A 16,779-nucleotide genomic window follows, 5' to 3' on the forward strand; every position below is an offset into this window, starting at 1 on the left:
GTGTTGCCTGAAGGCACAGGTGACTGTTCTTGCATTTTTCACAAAATTTTTATTATAATCTATACCCATAAATATTATCCTTCAGCAGATCTTATAAATCCTTTTTCATGGTTGGAAAACTTATCTAATTTCTTAATAAGATTTTCCATCATTTCCTGTCTTTTGAAAGTTTCTCCGGTTATTATAAGATTTATTGCTACCTTATCTTCTTTATCTAAACCTCTGGTATAATTTATCAGCATCTTGGTAAAAACATCTATATCTCTGACAGGTTCAGGAAAACGCATTCGTAAAGATGACTCAGAATTTAAAGAAATTAATTTCACTGTCTGCACAAATAATTTTAGTTTTTTCCTTGAAAGGGTCTGAAGCAATATATCAATGAATGGTTATTATAGAATCCAAAATATAGATTTACCATAGGTGCACTGTCAAAAAAGTAAGATGCACAAACATACAACCCCGTTAGAAAGTTGGGTTTTCTAACCGGGTTATAAATACAAAAATTTTTCTTGACAAAGAATATTTAAAGAGATAGAATAAATAGTCTGTCTTTTGTTTTATCTGTGGAGGGAGGATTTATGAATAAAGTAATTATAGGTGTGTTAATAGTGGTTGTTGGTGGGTTTTTGGTTTTTATAATTAAACAGAACAAAGATCTTAAATTGACAAAAGTACAATTAGATACTACAAAAAATGAAATCCAACAGGTAACAGCACAAATGTTAGAACAAAAACAAAGGGCTGAAATTGGTATTCTCCAAAAAGAAGAATTACAGAAAACATTTGACAGAGAAAGGCAAAATTTTCAGGCAAAACAAGAATTATTAAATGCGGAGAAACAATCTATGCAAAATGAAATTACAGGCCTACAGAACAGGTTGGAATCTGCAAAGGCAGATATATTAGAAATGCAGACTCAAAATCAGTTATTACAGGAAAGGGTGAATAAGTCTGAACAGGAAAAGAATGTTTTGCAACAAGAAAAGGCGGCCCTTACAGGACAGATAATAAATCTTATTTCTGAGAATGTTAAGTTAAAAGAAGAGGTCTCTGTTCTTACGCAAATAAAACAAGAGCTGGAGAAAAAGCTCAATTCTTTATCTTACTTAAGAGAGGCAATAGTAAGAGTAAAAAGAAGAATGCATGAAGAAAAGATTCGTTTGTCTAAAATCAGAGATGAGAAAGGCCTCAGAGAAGGAAACAGGGGTTATTTGGTAAGAGATGGGAGACCAACCGGAGAGGTTGTTATACAGGTATCACCTGTTTCTCCTTAAGAAATAGTATGTAGAAAAAGAACATGGAAAAACAGACAATACAATGGCATCTTATGGATGCAAAAGGAAAGGTTCTCGGAAGGTTGGCGATACAGATTGCAAAAATTTTACAGGGAAAACACAGAGTAGAGTATCAAAGACATCTTGCCGGAAATCATGATGGGGTTGTTGTAATAAATGTAGAGTCTATTACAGTTACCGGGAATAAGGATAAACAAAAAGTATATACTAAATATTCGGGATATCCGGGTGGATTGAAAAAGGTTTCATTTATGGAGATGAAGAAAAAAGCGCCCTGTGAAATTATTCGTCATGCAGTTAAAGGTATGCTTCCCAAAAATAAGTTGCAGGCAAGAATGCTCAGGCACTTAAAAATATTTGAAAAAGAAGCACCGTTGTCAGTTTTAAGTATGTGTAAATAATTAAAAAGGACTTAAAATGGAAATCTCTGTATTTACAGTAGGAAGAAGAAAAGAAAGTGTTGCAAGACTTCAACTTCAGGATGGAACCGGGAAAATACTTATAAATGGAAAAACACTTGATAAATATTTTGTAAGGGACACATTAAAAGTACTGGTAAAACAGCCGTTAGATGCTACAAAAATGCTGGATAAATTTGATATTGATGTTGATGTTTCAGGTGGCGGAATATCATCGCAGGCAGAAGCTATAAGACACGCACTGGCAAGGGCACTGGTAAAAGTAGATGAAACAATAAAACCAATCCTCCGTAAGAGCGGTTTTTTAACAAGAGATCCAAGAATGCGTGAAAGAAAAAAATATGGACAGGAAGGCGCGCGAAAAAGATTTCAGTGGACAAAACGTTAAATATGAATCCAGGGTCTTTTTTTATTACTGCTGTTTTATTCATAATACATACCTTGGTATTGGGTGTTCTTTCAGAAAAATATCTTGCAGGTAGAGTATATCCCGATATGAAAATCCCCGTTCAGGACTTGTTCTTGATGGTGTAGAACAAAAACAGCTTACCAGATTAAAATTACATTTAGGAGTATACTGAAATTCCGACATAAGGATGAAAAACTAACTCTTCCCCTTTTCTTAAAAGGGGTGGCAGACCGAAGGTCTGACGGGGTATTTAACCCCTTTCTTTAAAAGGAATACCTACAAAGCCATGGAGATATTGAATACCCCGTCTGCTACCGCAGACACCCCTTTACAAAAGGGGAATTAAATACTTGCTTAACCCTTATGTCGGAATTTCGGTTAAGAATATATAGAATTATAACATATATTGTTTTGGTGGACCCTGTTGAACCTGCCTGCCTTAAGAGAGGGAATTTTCTCTAAACGGTATAAAGCAAAAAATTAAGACTAATTTTTGCCGATAAAAGCAGAACAGGTGCTGCTGTAGCTCAGTCGGCAGAGCACGTCCTTGGTAAGGACGGGGTCATGGGTTCAATTCCCATCAGCAGCTTTAAAAAAATATAAAAGAAAAAATACTTAAAGGCAAAAAGTAAAGTGACTGGTGCCTGATGCACTGGCAAACAGGAGGTAAAAAATGGCAAAAGAAAAATTTCTCAGGACAAAACCGCATGTAAATGTAGGGACCATAGGACATGTTGACCATGGAAAAACAACACTGACAAGTGCAATAACAAAAGTATTATCTAGCAAGGGATTGGCTCAGGCAAAGACATTTGAAGAAATAGATAATGCGCCTGAGGAAAGAGAAAGAGGAGTAACAATAAATGTACACCATGCGGAATATCAAACACAGAACAGGCACTATGCACATGTGGACTGTCCAGGTCACGCAGACTATATAAAGAATATGGTTACAGGAGCGGCACAGATGGACGGAGCAGTATTAGTGGTAAGTGCAGTAGATGGTCCTATGCCGCAGACAAGAGAACACATACTTTTGGCAAGACAGGTGGGAGTTCCTGCAATGGTGGTGTTCTTAAACAAAACAGATGCAGTAGAAGATAAAGAATTAGTAGATTTAGTTGAAATGGAAGTGCGAGATTTATTAAGCAAATATGAGTTTCCTGGGGATAAGATACCGGTGGTAAGAGGAAGTGCATTAAATGCAATGAACTGTGGATGTAGCAAAGATGATTGTCCAAACTGCAAGTCCATACTGGAATTGATGTCAGCAGTAGATAGCCATATACCTGAGCCTGTAAGAATAACGGACAGGGCATTTTTAATGTCCGTAGAAGATGTATTTAGCATAAGCGGCAGAGGAACAGTAGGAACAGGAAGAGTAGAAAGAGGAATAGTCAAAGTAGGAGAAGAAGTAGAAATAGTAGGGATACAGACAGAGAGCAGAAGGACAGTAGTAACAGGGGTAGAGATGTTCAGGAAGTTGTTAGACGAAGGAAGAGCAGGAGACAACATAGGGGTATTGTTAAGAGGGATAGAAAAAAAAGACTTAGAAAAAGGGATGGTCATATCGGCACCAAATACAATAACGCCACACACACAATTCAAGGCACAGGTATATGTATTAACAAAAGAAGAAGGTGGAAGACACACACAATTTTTCAGCGGCTACAGGCCTCAGTTTTTCTTCAGGACAACAGATGTAACAGGAGTAATAACATTACCGCAAGGAACAGAAATGATAATGCCTGGCGACAATGTATCTGCAACAGTAGATCTGATAGTACCTGTGGCAATGGAAAAAGAGCAAAGATTTGCAATCCGCGAAGGAGGAAAGACAATAGGAGCAGGCGTGGTAACAGAGATAATAAAATAACAGGAGATAGTAGGTGGGAGGTAGTAGGTAGGAAAGAAATAGGGGAAAGAATGCAGGAGCAGATTATATTGGCTTGTGAAGTTTGTAAAAACAGAAATTATATATCTACCAAGAATAAAAAAAATATTCCGGATAGATTACAACATAAAAAATATTGTAGGATTTGTCGTAAACATACTGTTCATAAAGAAACCAAGTAGGGTAGGACCGTCTTGCCCTGTATTTGCAAGACAGGCGCAGTGTTTAAAGGAGCGTCGGTTAATGGTAAACCACCGGTCTCCAAAACCGGAACTGCAGGTTCGATTCCTGTCGCTCCTGCCATTCTGTAAAGTAAAAAACAAAGGGCAATGAGAGTAAGTGACAATAGATTTTTTTATTTGTCACTTATTTATAATGTGTGGCAAGAGGATTGTAATGAAAAAAATAGTCAATTTTATAGCAGAGGTAAAGGGCGAATTAAAAAAGGTTGGATGGTCAAATAAAAAAGAGTTGACATATTCAACAGGTGTTGTTACAATAATCTCTTTCTTTCTTGCTTTGATCATTGCAATTGCAGATTGGTTTTTATCACATATAATAAGAATTATTATTCGTTGAGGTAATTAAATGACACAAAAATGGTATATAGTTCATACTCAGGCTAATACAGAAGAAAAGATTGAGAGGGAAATTAAAAGAGGCATAGAAGATGGAACCTTATCCGATTGTGTTTTTGATGTTATAGTTCCAAAAGAAAAGGTTCAAGAGGTAAAATCAGGAAAGAAGATAATAAAAGATCAAAAAATCTTTTTAGGTTATGTGCTTATTAAGATGGTTGACCTGTCTTTGCTTAAAAGTGAAGATGCGAGTTTGCGGAATATTGCACAAAGAGCGTTTCTGGCTGTAAGAAAGACATCAGGGGTCTCAAGTTTTATAAGTTCAGGTAAGAAGCCGGTTGCGATATCAGAAGAAGAGGTTGAAAAAATATTAAAAAAGACAGCAGAAACCAAAGAAAAGCCTACAATTAAACAGACCTTTTCGCAGGGTGAATCGGCAAGAATTAAGGAAGGTCCTTTTGAAAATTTTATGGGTACAATTGAGGAAGTCTATCCTGGTAAGGGAAGGTTGAAGGTTATGGTTGTAATATTTGGAAGGACAACCCCAGTTGAACTGGAATATGGACAAGTGGAGAAAATATAATGGCAAAGAAAAAAATTACAGCACAGATCAAACTGCAGATACCAGCAGATGGAGCAAATCCAGCCCCACCTGTTGGTCCTGCACTTGGGCAGCATGGTGTAAATATTATGGAGTTTTGTAAAAGTTTTAATGCTGCCACAAAGGATAAGGGAGGAATGATTATTCCTGTTGTAATCTCAGTTTACGAAGATAAAAGTTTTACATTTATAATGAAAAGTCCCCCTTGTAGCGCTCTTTTAAAACAAGCCTGTGGACTTGCAAAGGGGTCCGGTCAACCCAACAAACAAAAGGTTGGCAAGATTACAAAATCACAGGTTAGAGAAATTGTAAAAATAAAAGCCAAAGATTTAAACGTATCTGATGAAGAGCAAACAATCCGTATTGTCGAAGGAACTGCAAGAAGTATGGGGATTGAGGTATCTGATTAAAGAAGGTGACTGGCATAAGAGGCAGGAGGTAGTAGGTAGTAGATAGTAGGTAGGAGGTAGTAGGTAGTAGATAGTAGGTAGTAGGTAGGAGGTAGGATAAAAAATGGGGACTGGCGACTGGAACCCCGGGCACCAGGGTATCCTTCAGAACGGGGTTTGTATCTTCGGATACTTTCCGGGTGTGGCACTTCGGAGAACGACTAACAGTGAATGTTAACATAAAAACAGTGATGAAAAAACATAGTAAAAGATACGAAAAGATACTTTCTCAACTTCCGAAAGAAGAAAAAATTTGGAAGATAGCAGATGCGGTAAAGGTTTTAAAGGAATTACCACCTGTAAAATTTAATGAGACAGTGGCTCTTTCATTTAAGACGGACATAAATCCAAAACAGTCTGACCAGAATATAAGAGGAACGGTTGTTCTACCTAATGGCTTGGGCAGGAAGGTCAGGGTTGCGGTGTTTTGTAAGGGAGAGCATGAGAAGGCAGCAAAAGATGCAGGGGCAGATGTTGTAGGTGCAACAGACCTTGTAGAAAAGGTTGCTGGCGGATTTCTTGACTTTGATGTTGCAATTGCCACACCTGAAATGATGCGCGAAATGGGAAGGCTCGGTAAAGTGCTTGGTCCAAAAGGATTGATGCCAAACCCAAAGGTAGGAACTGTTACAACAGATGTTGGAAAAGTGGTAAAAGAAGCAAAGGCCGGACGCGTTGAGTATCGTATGGATAAACAGGGCAATATCCATGTGGCAGTGGGTAAGATTTCGTTTGAACCGAGTGCAATAGTTGAAAATGCTTCAACTGTTATAGAGTCGGTTTTTAAGGCAAGACCTGCTGCATTAAAAGGACAATATATTAAAAGTATTCATATAGCAAAAACAATGGGCCCTGGTTTAAGGTTAGACATAAGTCAGTTCAAATTGTAAGAGTCTGTGAGCACAACCCCAATAGAACAGGTTCACTGGTGACAGGTAAAAGCCGTATATCGTATTCTGTATATCGTGAAAGAAACAGAGCACAGAATACGGACGACGGGTGATGGAATACGGTATACGAAATACAAGTATGAGAAGTGGTATGATAAGGTTTGATAAATCTTCTATGTTAGATGAGGTAAAGAGTTCTATTAAGGATGGGCAGGCTATATTTATTTTTAGGTATAAAGGGCTTCGCACATCAGAGCTTGAAGAATTAAGAAAAACTGTAAGGTTAAGTGGGAAAGTATTTGTATGCAAAAATTCTATCCTTAAGGTTGCATTGAAAGATATAAGCCTTGAAAAAGCCGTTCAATTTGTAGAAGGTCCATCAGCAATTGCAGTTTCAACAACAGACCCTTGTGTTTTATCAAAAGATATTATTAAGTTTGCTTCAAATCATCCTGCGTGTGTTGTTTTGGGTGGAGTGCTTGGGAAGGAAGTACTTACGGCATCTGTTGTCAAGCAATTGGCAGGCCTGCCATCAAGACAAGAGATTCTTGGACAAGTGGCATGGACAGCGCAGTCTGCTGTTTATCACTTTATCTGGACTTTAAATGGAATAATTTGTAAGTTTCTTTATGTAGTAGAACAAATTAAAAACATACCAGACCGTAAGGCAGAATAATAAAAGAAGGAGATGATATGTCAGAAATAAAGGTAGAAACACAGTCTGCATCTACAAAGGTAAATGAAATAGTAGAGGCAGTAGGTCAATTAAGTGTCCTTGAACTTTCATCGCTTGTGAAGGCTATGGAAGAAAAATTTGGTGTCAGTGCCACTATGCCGGCTATAACATCTGCGGCAGGGCCATCTGCTGAGGCAAGGCCTTCTGCTGAGGAAAAAACAGCATTTGATGTTGTTCTTACGGATGCGGGCTCTCAAAAGATAGCGGTTATAAAAGAGGTAAGGGCTATCACAAGTCTTGGTTTGAAGGAGGCAAAAGACCTTGTTGAGGGAGCGCCTAAACCGGTAAAAACAGGCGTTTCAAAAGAAGAAGCAGAGAAGATAAAGAAACAGATTGAGGCAACAGGTGCAAAGGTAGAATTAAAATAAAAGATTGAAAGGATATAAAATGCAGGAATTAAAAAGTTTTGCAAAAATACCAGAGATTATGGATTTGCCTCACTTCTTAGATATACAGACCCAGCCTTATGAGGAATTTCTTCAAGGCTTTGTTCCCAAAAACAAGAGAAAGTCAGTGGGACTGCAAGAGGTTTTTGAAGAGTTTTTTCCTATGGAACTTCCGGACAAGGGGGTCAGGCTTGAGTTTTTAAGATATTCTCTTGAAAAACCGAGCCATACAATAGAGCAATGTTTGGCCGGAGGTTTTACATATGCAAGTCCTTTGAGGGCCCGTCTGAGGTTAAGAACAGGCAAAAGAGAAGTTGTAGAAGAGGATGTATATATATGCGACATTCCCTTGATGATGCCTACGGGTTCATTTATTATAAATGGTGATGAGAGAGTGGTGGTAAGCCAGCTTCACCGTTCTTCAGGTGTTTGTTTTGAAGAGTCGCCCCATCCGTCAGGGAAGATGTTGTATATTGCCCGTATTATACCGGACAAAGGTTCCTGGATGGAGTTTGAGTTTGATATAAACGATTTGATGTATGTTCACCTTGATAGAAGAAAAAAATTTTATGTAACAACCCTGTTAAGAGCACTTGGTTTTGAAACAGATGCCGATATTCTTAAAGAATTTTATCCGATTGAAGTGTTACACCTGAAAGACACAGTTATATCAAGTCTTGTCGGAAGAGTGTGTGCGAAAGATATTATTCATAAAAAAACGCAAGAAAAGATTGTTTCAACAGGTGAGTCTATCACAGTTGAGATGGTTTCACAATTAGAAGATGCAGGTCCTGTGTTTTCAGTATTTGACCTTTCATCTAAAAGACAGCTCTATAGCACTTTGGCAAGTGATCATCTTCATACCAAAGAAGATGCTCTTGTTGAGATATACCATAAGATGCGTCCTATGGAGCCATCCACAGTTGATGGAGCAAGTGATATGTTAAAAAATAATTTTTTCAACAAGAAAAGATACCATCTTGGGAAGGTTGGCAGATTTATACTGAACAGAAAACTTAATATGAATGTTCCTTTTGATAATACAGCGCTTGATAAGGAAACAATAATCAATGTTATTAAATATCTTTTAAGTCTCAGAAACGGAGAGGGAAAAGTTGATGACATTGATCATCTCGGCAACAGAAGAGTAAAAACTGTTTGTGAGCTTGTTCAAAATCAGTTCAGGATTGGTTGCGCCAGACTTGAAAGAAATGTAAAAGATCGTATGGCGGCATATAGTAATGAAATGCTTCTTCCACACAATCTTGTTAATTCAAAAATAGTGTCTTCGGTAATAAAAGACTTTTTTGCAAGGAGTCAATTATGTCAGTTTATGGATCAGATAAATCTGCTCGCAGAACTAACACATAAAAGACGGTTAAGCGCGCTTGGCCCTGGTGGGCTTTCCAGAGAAAGGGCTGGTTTTCAGGTGCGTGATGTTCACCATTCGCACTATGGAAGGATATGTCCTATTGAAACACCGGAGGGTTCTAATGTCGGACTTATAGCATCGTTGGCAACATATGCGAGGATAAATGAGTTTGGTTTTATTCAGACCCCTTACAGGAAGGTGGTAGATGGGAAAGTAACCGGAAAGATAGAATATCTTTCAGCAGATATAGAGGACCAATATGTAATAGCTCAGGCAAACTCAAAAATAGATGAAGGCGGAAAATTTCTTGACGAAAGGGTTCTTTGTAGGGACAAGGGAAATTTTTCGCTTGTAGATCCAGAAGATATATCCTATATGGATGTTTCTCCGAAACAGATTGTAAGCGTTGCGGCAAGTCTTACTCCGTTTTTTGAACACAATGATGCGAACAGAGCGCTGATGGGTTCCAATATGCAAAGGCAGGCTGTTCCTCTTTTGCTTCCCGAAAGAGCGCTTCTTTCAACAGGTATTGAAGGCAGGATTGCAAAAGATGGTGGTGCTGTTGTAATTGCAAAAAAATCAGGTAAAGCAACAAGGGTTGAATCCGACAGGATAGTTATTGACAATGAACAGTACACTTTAAAAAAGTTTATCCGTTCAAATTCTTCTACCTGTATTAATCAAAGACCTCTGGTTAAGGTAGGTGATAATGTCAAGGCAGGGGATATTATTGCAGATGGACCTGCTACAGACAATGGCGAACTTGCACTTGGCAGGAATATACTTGTTGCATTTATGCCCTGGTACGGTTATAACTTTGAGGATGCAATCGTAATAAGCAGAAAACTTGTCTCTGATGATTTATTGACCTCTATTCATATTGAAGAGTTTGAGGTTGAGGCGAGAGAAACCAGACTTGGTAACGAAGAAATAACAAGAGATATTCCAAATGTAGCAGAGGAAGCATTAAAAAATCTTGATGAAGAGGGAATTGTCCACATAGGTGCCGAGGTATCGGCTGGCGATGTTATTGTTGGAAAAATTACACCAAAAGGTGAAACAGAACTAACACCTGAAGAAAAACTGTTAAGGGCGATATTTGGGGAAAAGGCAAAAGATGTAAAAGACTCATCACTTATTGTTCCACCCGGTGTTGAGGGGACAGTCGTAGATATAAAGGTGTTCTCAAGAAAGGATATATTAAAAGGTAAAAAGAAAAAGACATTAAAGATTGAGGAGATGCAGGCAATAGAATCTATCAGAAAGCACTATGAGACACAGATACAGCATCTTGTACTTGAAAAAAATAAAAAAGTTGCCTCCGTACTTTTGGGTAAAAAATTAACACAGAGCATAATAGATGAAGAAACAGGACAGATACTTATATCGTCGGGTAATTCCATTACAAAATCAGATTTGAAAAAAATTGAGACCGAATCCTGCGATGCATCAGATATACATATAAATAATGAAAAGGATTCTGCGGAACTTTATAAAATGGTGAAAATATTTGATGACCAGATATTAAGTTTAAGTTCGGAACAAAAAAGACAGACAGATAGAATAAAAAGGGGTGATGAACTCCCGACGGGTGTATTAAAAAGGGTTATCATATATATTGCGTCAAAAAAGAAAGTATCAGTTGGTGATAAATTAGCAGGTCGGCATGGAAACAAAGGTGTTATAGCAAAGATACTGCCTGAAGAAGATATGCCGTTTACAGCAGATGGAACACCTATTGAGATGATACTTAATCCGTTGGGTGTGCCATCTCGTATGAATGTTGGCCAGATATTAGAAACCCAGCTTGGTTGGGCAGCAAAAGCGCTTGGCATTAGATTTATAAGTCCTATATTTGATGGGGCAAAAGAAGAAGAAATTCGTGGAGAACTTAAAAAAGCAGGACTTCCAGAAGATGGGGTGATTACATTATATGATGGAAAGACAGGACAGGCATTTGTACAAAAAATAAGTGTTGGCTACCTGTATATGATGAAACTTATACATCTTGTTGATGATAAGATACACGCAAGAGCAATAGGTCCTTATTCTCTTATTACACAGCAGCCGTTGGGTGGGAAGGCACAGTTTGGTGGACAGAGATTAGGAGAAATGGAGGTATGGGCGCTTGAGGCATATGGTGCGGCACATACATTACAAGAATTTCTAACAATAAAGAGCGATGATATTCAGGGAAGGACAAAAGCTTACGAGGCAATTGTAAAAGGTGAACAGGTATTACAGCCTACAACGCCGGAGTCATTTAATGTTCTTATAAAAGAACTCCAGAGCCTTGGATTAGATATAAAAATAGAAAAAAAGAAGAAATAAAGTAAGCGGCAACTGGTACTCTGGTGCACAAGGAATATTATGGATACAGTAAATATTTTTGATAGTATTACTATAAAGATTGCATCCCCTGAAACTATAAGGGCATGGTCTTACGGACAGGTGAAGAAGCCCGAGACATTGAATTACAGAACATTAAGATCAGAAAAAGACGGACTTTTTTGTGAAAAGATATTCGGTCCTACAAAAGACTGGGAATGTTATTGCGGAAAATATAAAAGAATAAAAAATAAAGGGATAGTATGCGACAGGTGTGGTGTGGAGATTACACTTTCAAGAGTCCGAAGAGAGCGGATGGGACATATAGAACTTGCAGCTCCTGTTTCACATATCTGGTTTTTTAAGTCTCTTCCGTCAAGGATAGGGATACTTCTTGATTTAACACTAAAAGAACTTGAGAAGGTTCTTTATTATGAAGAATACATTGTTATAGACCCTAAAAGCACCCCGTTAAAGGAAAAACAGCTTCTTAATGATGAGCAATATCAGGAAGCCATTATAAGGTATGGTGCAGAAAACTTTGATGCAGGGATTGGTGCAGAGGCTGTACAACATTTTTTAAGAAGGGTTAATTTTGATAAGATTTCATTAAAGTATAAAAAACAGATTAAGGGGTCAAAATCTGATATTACAAAACAAAAAATTGCAAAAGTATTAAATATTTTAGATACCCTTAAAAATTCCGGAAATAAGCCTGAATGGATGATATTAACTGTTTTACCGGTAATTCCCCCGGACCTAAGGCCGCTTGTTCCTTTAGACGGTGGAAGGTTTGCAACAAGTGACCTAAATGACCTGTATAGAAGGGTTATAAACAGAAACAACAGGTTGAAAAAGCTTATAGAACTTTCTGCGCCAGATATTATTATAAGAAATGAGAAGAGGATGCTTCAGGAGGCAGTTGATGCATTATTTGAAAATGGCAAGCATGGTAAGCCGGTTCTTACCGCCGGGAATAGACCCCTGAAATCCCTTTCAGATATGTTAAAGGGAAAACAGGGAAGATTCAGACAGAATCTTCTGGGAAAAAGGACCGATTATTCCGGACGATCTGTTATTATCATAGGTCCTGAACTTAAACTGCACCAGTGTGGTCTGCCCAAAAAAATGGCGCTTGAACTTTTTGAACCATTTATTATACAGAAGTTAAGAGAAAAGGGATATGTTCATACAATAAGAAGTGCAAGAAAACTGGTGGATAAAAAAAAGACAGAGGTTTGGGATATACTTGATGAAGTAATCAAGGACCACCCTGTTATACTGAACAGGGCACCCACACTGCACAGACTTGGAATACAGGCTTTTGAGCCTGTTCTCATAGAAGGCAATGCAATAAAAGTTCATCCATTTGTGTGTGCGGCATTTAACGCTGACTTTGACGGTGACCAGATGGCGGTTCATGTCCCTCTTTCGATAGAGGCTCAGGTTGAGACAAGACTTCTTATGCTTGCTCCAAATAATTTATTTGCACCGTCCAGTGGCCGCCCCATAGTTGCGCCCACACAAGATACAGTTATCGGGTGTTATTTTTTAACAATACCAAAATTGGGCTGTCGAGGAGAAGGAAAAATATTTGCAAGTACAGACGAAGCAATGATAGCGTATTATGATGAAGAAGTAGAACTTCATGCAGTTTGTAAGGTAATGTTAAACGGCAATTTGATAGATACAACAGTCGGAAGAATCTTATTCAATGATATACTGCCCAAAGGTATGCCCTTTGTCAATGAACCAATGGATAGAAAGGTTCTTGGTTCTCTTATAATTAAATCTTATAAACTTTTTGGGGCTGAAAAAACAGTTCAGATGCTTGATGAATTAAAAAAAATAGGATTTGAAATGTCAACACACGCAGGGATCTCTATTTCTACATCCAGCCTCTCTATTCCTTCCAAGAAAGAAGAGGTAGTGAAGAAAGCACAAAAAGAAGTAAAAGAAGCAGAAAGCAAATACAAGGCAGGTATCATTACAGAAGGCGAAAGAAACAATAAGGTTATTGATATATGGACAAGGGTAACACAGGAAATCCAGGACCTTATATTTGAATCCTGGGATCTGTTTAACCCGGTTCGCATGATGGCTGATTCAGGAGCAAGAGGAAACCGTCAGCAGATAAGGCAGCTTGCAGGTATGAGGGGGTTGATGGCAAAGCCCTCGGGTGAAATTATAGAAATACCCATTATTGCAAATTTCAGAGAAGGACTTACAGTTCTTGAATATTTTATCTCTACACACGGGGCAAGAAAAGGGCTTGCAGACACTGCGCTTAAAACATCGGACGCCGGTTATCTTACCCGTAGGCTTGTTGATGTTGCGCAGGATGTAATTATAACAGAAGAAGATTGTGGTACCTTAAGCGGAATACTTATAAGTGCCATAACAGAGGGTGAAGATGTAGTTGTAAGTTTGAAGGAAAGAATTGTCGGAAGGATTGCACTTGATAATATTGTAGATGTTATAACGGACCAGATTATTGTATCCGCAGGTGAAGAGATAACAGATGAAAAGACTGATAAAATTGAAGAGGTTGGGATTGAAAAGATTCGTATAAGAAGTGTTCTAACCTGTCAGACAAGATTGGGTGTATGCCAAAAATGTTATGGTAGAAACCTTGCTACGCAGAGGATATCTGAACTTGGGGATGCAGTGGGCATCATTGCTGCTCAATCAATTGGAGAACCCGGCACACAGCTTACGATGCGTACCTTCCATATCGGTGGAACAGCATTCGGTATAGCAAAACAAAGTGGTATAAAGGTGAGAAATTCAGGAACTGTTAGATATCATAACCTTAAAACAGTTTCTATAAAAGGTGGCCTTTTTCGTGTAATAAACAGGATTGGTGAGATATCTATAAATGATGAAGTGGGCAGGGAATTTGTCCGATACCGTATACCGTTTGGCGCAACTGTATTTGTTCAGGACGAGGGTAAAATAGAAAAAGCAGAGGAACTTACCCAGTGGGATCCGTACACAATCTCAATAGTTTCAGAAGTATCAGGGCGTGTCCAGTATATGGATATAAGATCCGGTGTTACAATGCGTGAAGAATTAGACCCTGCCACAGGTATCACAGGCCGTATTATTACAGAACACAAGGGAGATTATTATCCACAGATATTGATAAAAGATGAAAAAAATGAGATTCTTGCAACATATCCTGTCCCAACAGGTGCTCATATAATGGTAGATGAAAAACAGGAAGTTGAAAGTGGCGATGTGATAGCAAAGACACCAAGAAAGATAACAAAGACAAAAGATATTACAGGTGGGCTTCCGAGGGTTGCAGAACTTTTTGAAGCAAGAAAGCCCAAGAACCCTGCGATAATAAGTGACATCTCAGGTGTTGTTGATTTTGGTCCTGCAAAAAGAGGACACAGAAGAATCATTGTAAAGAATCCTCAAACACAGGATGAAAGAGAATACCTTGTCCCGTCAGGGAAGCATATCCTTGTGTATAAAGGTGACAATATAACAGCGGGACAGCAATTAACAGATGGCCCTGTTGTTTTACAGGATATATTAAAAACACTTGGAGATAAGGCGTTGCAAGAATATCTTGTTAATGAAATACAGGAAGTATACCGTCTTCAGGGTGTTCGTATAAATGATAAACATATAGAAGTTATTGTTCGTCAGATGATGAGAAGAGTAAGCATTACAGACCCCGGTAATTCGGATTTTCAGGAAGGAATGCATGTTGATAAATTTAAGTTTAATGATGTGGTTACTGCATTAAAAAAGAAGAATAAAAATTTGCCTAAGGCCATGCCAACACTTCTCGGTGTAACAAAAGCATCTTTAAGCACGGAAAGCTTTATCTCTGCTGCAAGTTTTCAAGAAACGACGCGTGTTCTTACAGAGGCGGCCTTAGCCGGTAAAAAAGATTTTCTCCTTGGATTAAAAGAAAATGTTATTATGGGGCATCTAATCCCAGCAGGGACAGGGTATCACTCACATCATGAATTTGAGATAGAAAGGGAAAAATAGTAGGTAGGAGGTAGTAGGTAGGAGGTAGGAGGTAGGAGGTAGGAGGTAGGAGGTAGGAGGTAGTAGGTAGTAGGTAGGAGGTAGGAGGTAGTAGGTAGGAGGTAGGGAAAAAAATGGTGACGGATGACTGGTGACAAGCGACTGGAACCCGGGCACCAGTGCACCAGAGCACCCTCTGGGTGGGGGTAAAACATAATCCCCCGACCCATCCTTTGGATGGGTGCCCCGCCCCTCCTTTTGTAAAGGAGGAGGGGTGGATTATGGTTTGAAAAAATTTGTGTCTAATAAAAAAGAAAGAATAATATGCCAACTATAAGTCAATTGATAAGATTTGGAAGAGCAAGAATTAAAAAGAAGACAAAATCACCTGCATTAAATAAATGCCCACAGAGAAGAGGGGTTTGTCTGCAGGTAAGAACTATGACACCCAAGAAGCCAAACTCTGCTTTGCGCAAGATTACCAGAGTCAGGCTTACCAATGGTATAGAGGTTACTGCATATATACCCGGTGAAGGACACAACCTTCAAGAACACTCTATTGTATTGGTTCGTGGAGGCAGAGTAAAGGATCTTCCGGGCGTCCGATATCATACTGTAAGGGGAACACTTGACACAGCGGGTGTTGAAAACAGAAAAAAGAGCCGTTCTAAATATGGGACAAAAAGACCGAAGGAACAGGCTAAATAACGGAGCAGGGAATGAGAAGAGGTAAAATACAAAAAAGGAAGTTATTACCGGATCCTAAATATAACGATTTACTGGTAAGCAAGTTTATAAATATACTTATCTTAAAAGGTAAAAAATCAAAAGCTGAAAAAATAGTTTATAATGCGATGGAAGAGGTTTCAAAAAAGATTAATAAAGAGCCATTAGAAATTTTAAGTAAGGCGGTTAACAATGTCCGACCTCTTTTGGAGGTAAAAGCCCGACGGATAGGCGGTGCCACCTATCAGGTTCCTATTGAGGTTAACGAAGAAAGAGGAAGGGCTATTGCACTTCGTTGGATAAGAGATTTTGCCAGAGTTAAAAAAGGGATGCCAATGGAAAAAAAACTTGGGGGCGAAATTTTAGATGCATATAAAGGCGAAGGTGCTTCTATGAAAAAAAGGGCAGATACACATAAGATGGCAGAATCAAACAAGGCATTTGCACATTTTAGATTTTGAAATTGTAAATACTCAGTCAACTGTGTTACCTGAAGGCACAAAGGCGCAAGGTGACAAAGGTACAAAGCATAAGAAAAGAATCTAAAAGGACAGTCCACTTTGTGCCTGTGTGCCTTAAGTGCCTCTGTGCCTAAAATATGAACTGAATTTAGTGAATATTTACGGTTTTCCTTTATTTTAAGATTCTAAACTTGCTGAACTAATGATGGAACAAAATATCTTATTAGAATTTAACAAAAAGG

17 protein-coding genes and 2 tRNA genes are annotated in these 16,779 nt (G+C 38.4%); 17 read left to right on the top strand and 2 right to left on the bottom strand.

What is annotated here, in order from left to right:
• Nucleotides 1-74: 74 nt before the first annotated feature.
• Nucleotides 75-374 carry a hypothetical protein gene (locus B9J78_00605; protein ID MBA2123440.1) on the bottom strand — a complete coding sequence of 100 codons (300 nt, stop codon included), beginning with the start codon at nucleotides 372-374 and terminating at the stop codon, nucleotides 75-77.
• Between the two features lie 207 nt (nucleotides 375-581).
• Between B9J78_00605 and B9J78_00610 the strand changes: the two genes are divergently transcribed.
• The 15 genes from B9J78_00610 (at nucleotide 582) to B9J78_00680 (ending at nucleotide 15,371) form a co-directional block, all read left to right on the top strand.
• Nucleotides 582-1,277: a hypothetical protein gene (locus B9J78_00610; GenBank protein MBA2123441.1), complete on the top strand. Its 696-nt coding sequence runs from the start codon at nucleotides 582-584 to the stop codon at nucleotides 1,275-1,277.
• A gap of 23 nt (nucleotides 1,278-1,300) precedes the next feature.
• Nucleotides 1,301-1,699 carry a 50S ribosomal protein L13 gene (locus B9J78_00615; protein ID MBA2123442.1) on the top strand — a complete coding sequence of 133 codons (399 nt, stop codon included), beginning with the start codon at nucleotides 1,301-1,303 and terminating at the stop codon, nucleotides 1,697-1,699.
• Nucleotides 1,700-1,715: 16 nt separating this feature from the next.
• Entirely contained in the window at nucleotides 1,716-2,105 is a 390-nt protein-coding gene (locus tag B9J78_00620; protein ID MBA2123443.1) for a 30S ribosomal protein S9, read from the top strand.
• A gap of 537 nt (nucleotides 2,106-2,642) precedes the next feature.
• A tRNA-Thr gene (locus tag B9J78_00625) sits at nucleotides 2,643-2,715 on the top strand.
• A gap of 84 nt (nucleotides 2,716-2,799) precedes the next feature.
• Nucleotides 2,800-4,002, top strand: coding sequence for an elongation factor Tu (locus B9J78_00630; GenBank protein MBA2123444.1), 1,203 nt, complete (start codon nucleotides 2,800-2,802; stop codon nucleotides 4,000-4,002).
• A gap of 50 nt (nucleotides 4,003-4,052) precedes the next feature.
• Nucleotides 4,053-4,202 (top strand): 50S ribosomal protein L33, encoded by a 150-nt coding sequence (locus tag B9J78_00635; GenBank protein ID MBA2123445.1) that lies wholly within the window; start codon nucleotides 4,053-4,055, stop codon nucleotides 4,200-4,202.
• Nucleotides 4,203-4,249: 47 nt separating this feature from the next.
• A tRNA-Trp gene (locus B9J78_00640) sits at nucleotides 4,250-4,323 on the top strand.
• A 36-nt stretch (nucleotides 4,324-4,359) separates the two neighbouring features.
• A complete protein-coding gene (locus B9J78_00645; protein ID MBA2123446.1) occupies nucleotides 4,360-4,599 on the top strand; it encodes a preprotein translocase subunit SecE in 240 nt (79 codons plus the stop codon).
• A gap of 9 nt (nucleotides 4,600-4,608) precedes the next feature.
• On the top strand, nucleotides 4,609-5,181 hold the full coding sequence (locus tag B9J78_00650; protein MBA2123447.1) for a transcription termination/antitermination factor NusG: 573 nt from the start codon (nucleotides 4,609-4,611) through the stop codon (nucleotides 5,179-5,181).
• Nucleotides 5,181-5,609: a 50S ribosomal protein L11 gene (locus B9J78_00655; protein ID MBA2123448.1), complete on the top strand. Its 429-nt coding sequence runs from the start codon at nucleotides 5,181-5,183 to the stop codon at nucleotides 5,607-5,609. The genes B9J78_00650 and B9J78_00655 overlap by 1 nt, the downstream gene beginning before the upstream one ends.
• A gap of 230 nt (nucleotides 5,610-5,839) precedes the next feature.
• Nucleotides 5,840-6,538 (top strand): 50S ribosomal protein L1, encoded by a 699-nt coding sequence (locus tag B9J78_00660; GenBank protein MBA2123449.1) that lies wholly within the window; start codon nucleotides 5,840-5,842, stop codon nucleotides 6,536-6,538.
• Nucleotides 6,539-6,650: 112 nt separating this feature from the next.
• A complete protein-coding gene (locus tag B9J78_00665) occupies nucleotides 6,651-7,214 on the top strand; it encodes a 50S ribosomal protein L10 (protein MBA2123450.1) in 564 nt (187 codons plus the stop codon).
• A gap of 17 nt (nucleotides 7,215-7,231) precedes the next feature.
• Nucleotides 7,232-7,642, top strand: a complete 411-nt coding sequence (locus B9J78_00670; GenBank protein ID MBA2123451.1) for a 50S ribosomal protein L7/L12 — start codon at nucleotides 7,232-7,234, stop codon at nucleotides 7,640-7,642.
• A 19-nt stretch (nucleotides 7,643-7,661) separates the two neighbouring features.
• On the top strand, nucleotides 7,662-11,363 hold the full coding sequence (locus tag B9J78_00675) for a DNA-directed RNA polymerase subunit beta (protein ID MBA2123452.1): 3,702 nt from the start codon (nucleotides 7,662-7,664) through the stop codon (nucleotides 11,361-11,363).
• Between the two features lie 39 nt (nucleotides 11,364-11,402).
• Complete coding sequence (locus B9J78_00680) at nucleotides 11,403-15,371, top strand: DNA-directed RNA polymerase subunit beta' (GenBank protein MBA2123453.1); 3,969 nt, start codon at nucleotides 11,403-11,405, stop codon at nucleotides 15,369-15,371.
• Here B9J78_00680 and B9J78_00685 read toward each other — a convergent pair.
• Nucleotides 15,336-15,527, bottom strand: a complete 192-nt coding sequence (locus B9J78_00685; GenBank protein ID MBA2123454.1) for a hypothetical protein — start codon at nucleotides 15,525-15,527, stop codon at nucleotides 15,336-15,338. The genes B9J78_00680 and B9J78_00685 overlap by 36 nt on opposite strands.
• A gap of 147 nt (nucleotides 15,528-15,674) precedes the next feature.
• Here B9J78_00685 and B9J78_00690 point away from each other — a divergent pair, with 147 nt between their 5' ends.
• Together B9J78_00690 and B9J78_00695 are read left to right on the top strand one after the other, a co-directional pair.
• Entirely contained in the window at nucleotides 15,675-16,058 is a 384-nt protein-coding gene (locus B9J78_00690) for a 30S ribosomal protein S12 (GenBank protein ID MBA2123455.1), read from the top strand.
• 11 nt (nucleotides 16,059-16,069) lie between these two features.
• On the top strand, nucleotides 16,070-16,537 hold the full coding sequence (locus B9J78_00695) for a 30S ribosomal protein S7 (GenBank protein MBA2123456.1): 468 nt from the start codon (nucleotides 16,070-16,072) through the stop codon (nucleotides 16,535-16,537).
• The last annotated feature ends 242 nt before the right edge of the window (nucleotides 16,538-16,779 follow it).

This window comes from bacterium Unc6, assembly GCA_013626165.1.
Lineage (GTDB): Bacteria > Omnitrophota > Gorgyraeia > Velesiimonadales > Velesiimonadaceae > Velesiimonas > Velesiimonas alkalicola.

Coding starts and splice junctions, on each gene's coding strand:
- B9J78_00610 (MBA2123441.1), top strand. CDS start 582: ATGAATAAAGTAATTATAGGTGTGTTAATAGTGGTTGTTGGTGGGTTT.
- B9J78_00615 (MBA2123442.1), top strand. CDS start 1,301: ATGGAAAAACAGACAATACAATGGCATCTTATGGATGCAAAAGGAAAG.
- B9J78_00620 (MBA2123443.1), top strand. CDS start 1,716: ATGGAAATCTCTGTATTTACAGTAGGAAGAAGAAAAGAAAGTGTTGCA.
- B9J78_00630 (MBA2123444.1), top strand. CDS start 2,800: ATGGCAAAAGAAAAATTTCTCAGGACAAAACCGCATGTAAATGTAGGG.
- B9J78_00635 (MBA2123445.1), top strand. CDS start 4,053: ATGCAGGAGCAGATTATATTGGCTTGTGAAGTTTGTAAAAACAGAAAT.
- B9J78_00650 (MBA2123447.1), top strand. CDS start 4,609: ATGACACAAAAATGGTATATAGTTCATACTCAGGCTAATACAGAAGAA.
- B9J78_00655 (MBA2123448.1), top strand. CDS start 5,181: ATGGCAAAGAAAAAAATTACAGCACAGATCAAACTGCAGATACCAGCA.
- B9J78_00660 (MBA2123449.1), top strand. CDS start 5,840: ATGAAAAAACATAGTAAAAGATACGAAAAGATACTTTCTCAACTTCCG.
- B9J78_00665 (MBA2123450.1), top strand. CDS start 6,651: ATGGAATACGGTATACGAAATACAAGTATGAGAAGTGGTATGATAAGG.
- B9J78_00670 (MBA2123451.1), top strand. CDS start 7,232: ATGTCAGAAATAAAGGTAGAAACACAGTCTGCATCTACAAAGGTAAAT.
- B9J78_00675 (MBA2123452.1), top strand. CDS start 7,662: ATGCAGGAATTAAAAAGTTTTGCAAAAATACCAGAGATTATGGATTTG.
- B9J78_00680 (MBA2123453.1), top strand. CDS start 11,403: ATGGATACAGTAAATATTTTTGATAGTATTACTATAAAGATTGCATCC.
- B9J78_00690 (MBA2123455.1), top strand. CDS start 15,675: ATGCCAACTATAAGTCAATTGATAAGATTTGGAAGAGCAAGAATTAAA.
- B9J78_00695 (MBA2123456.1), top strand. CDS start 16,070: ATGAGAAGAGGTAAAATACAAAAAAGGAAGTTATTACCGGATCCTAAA.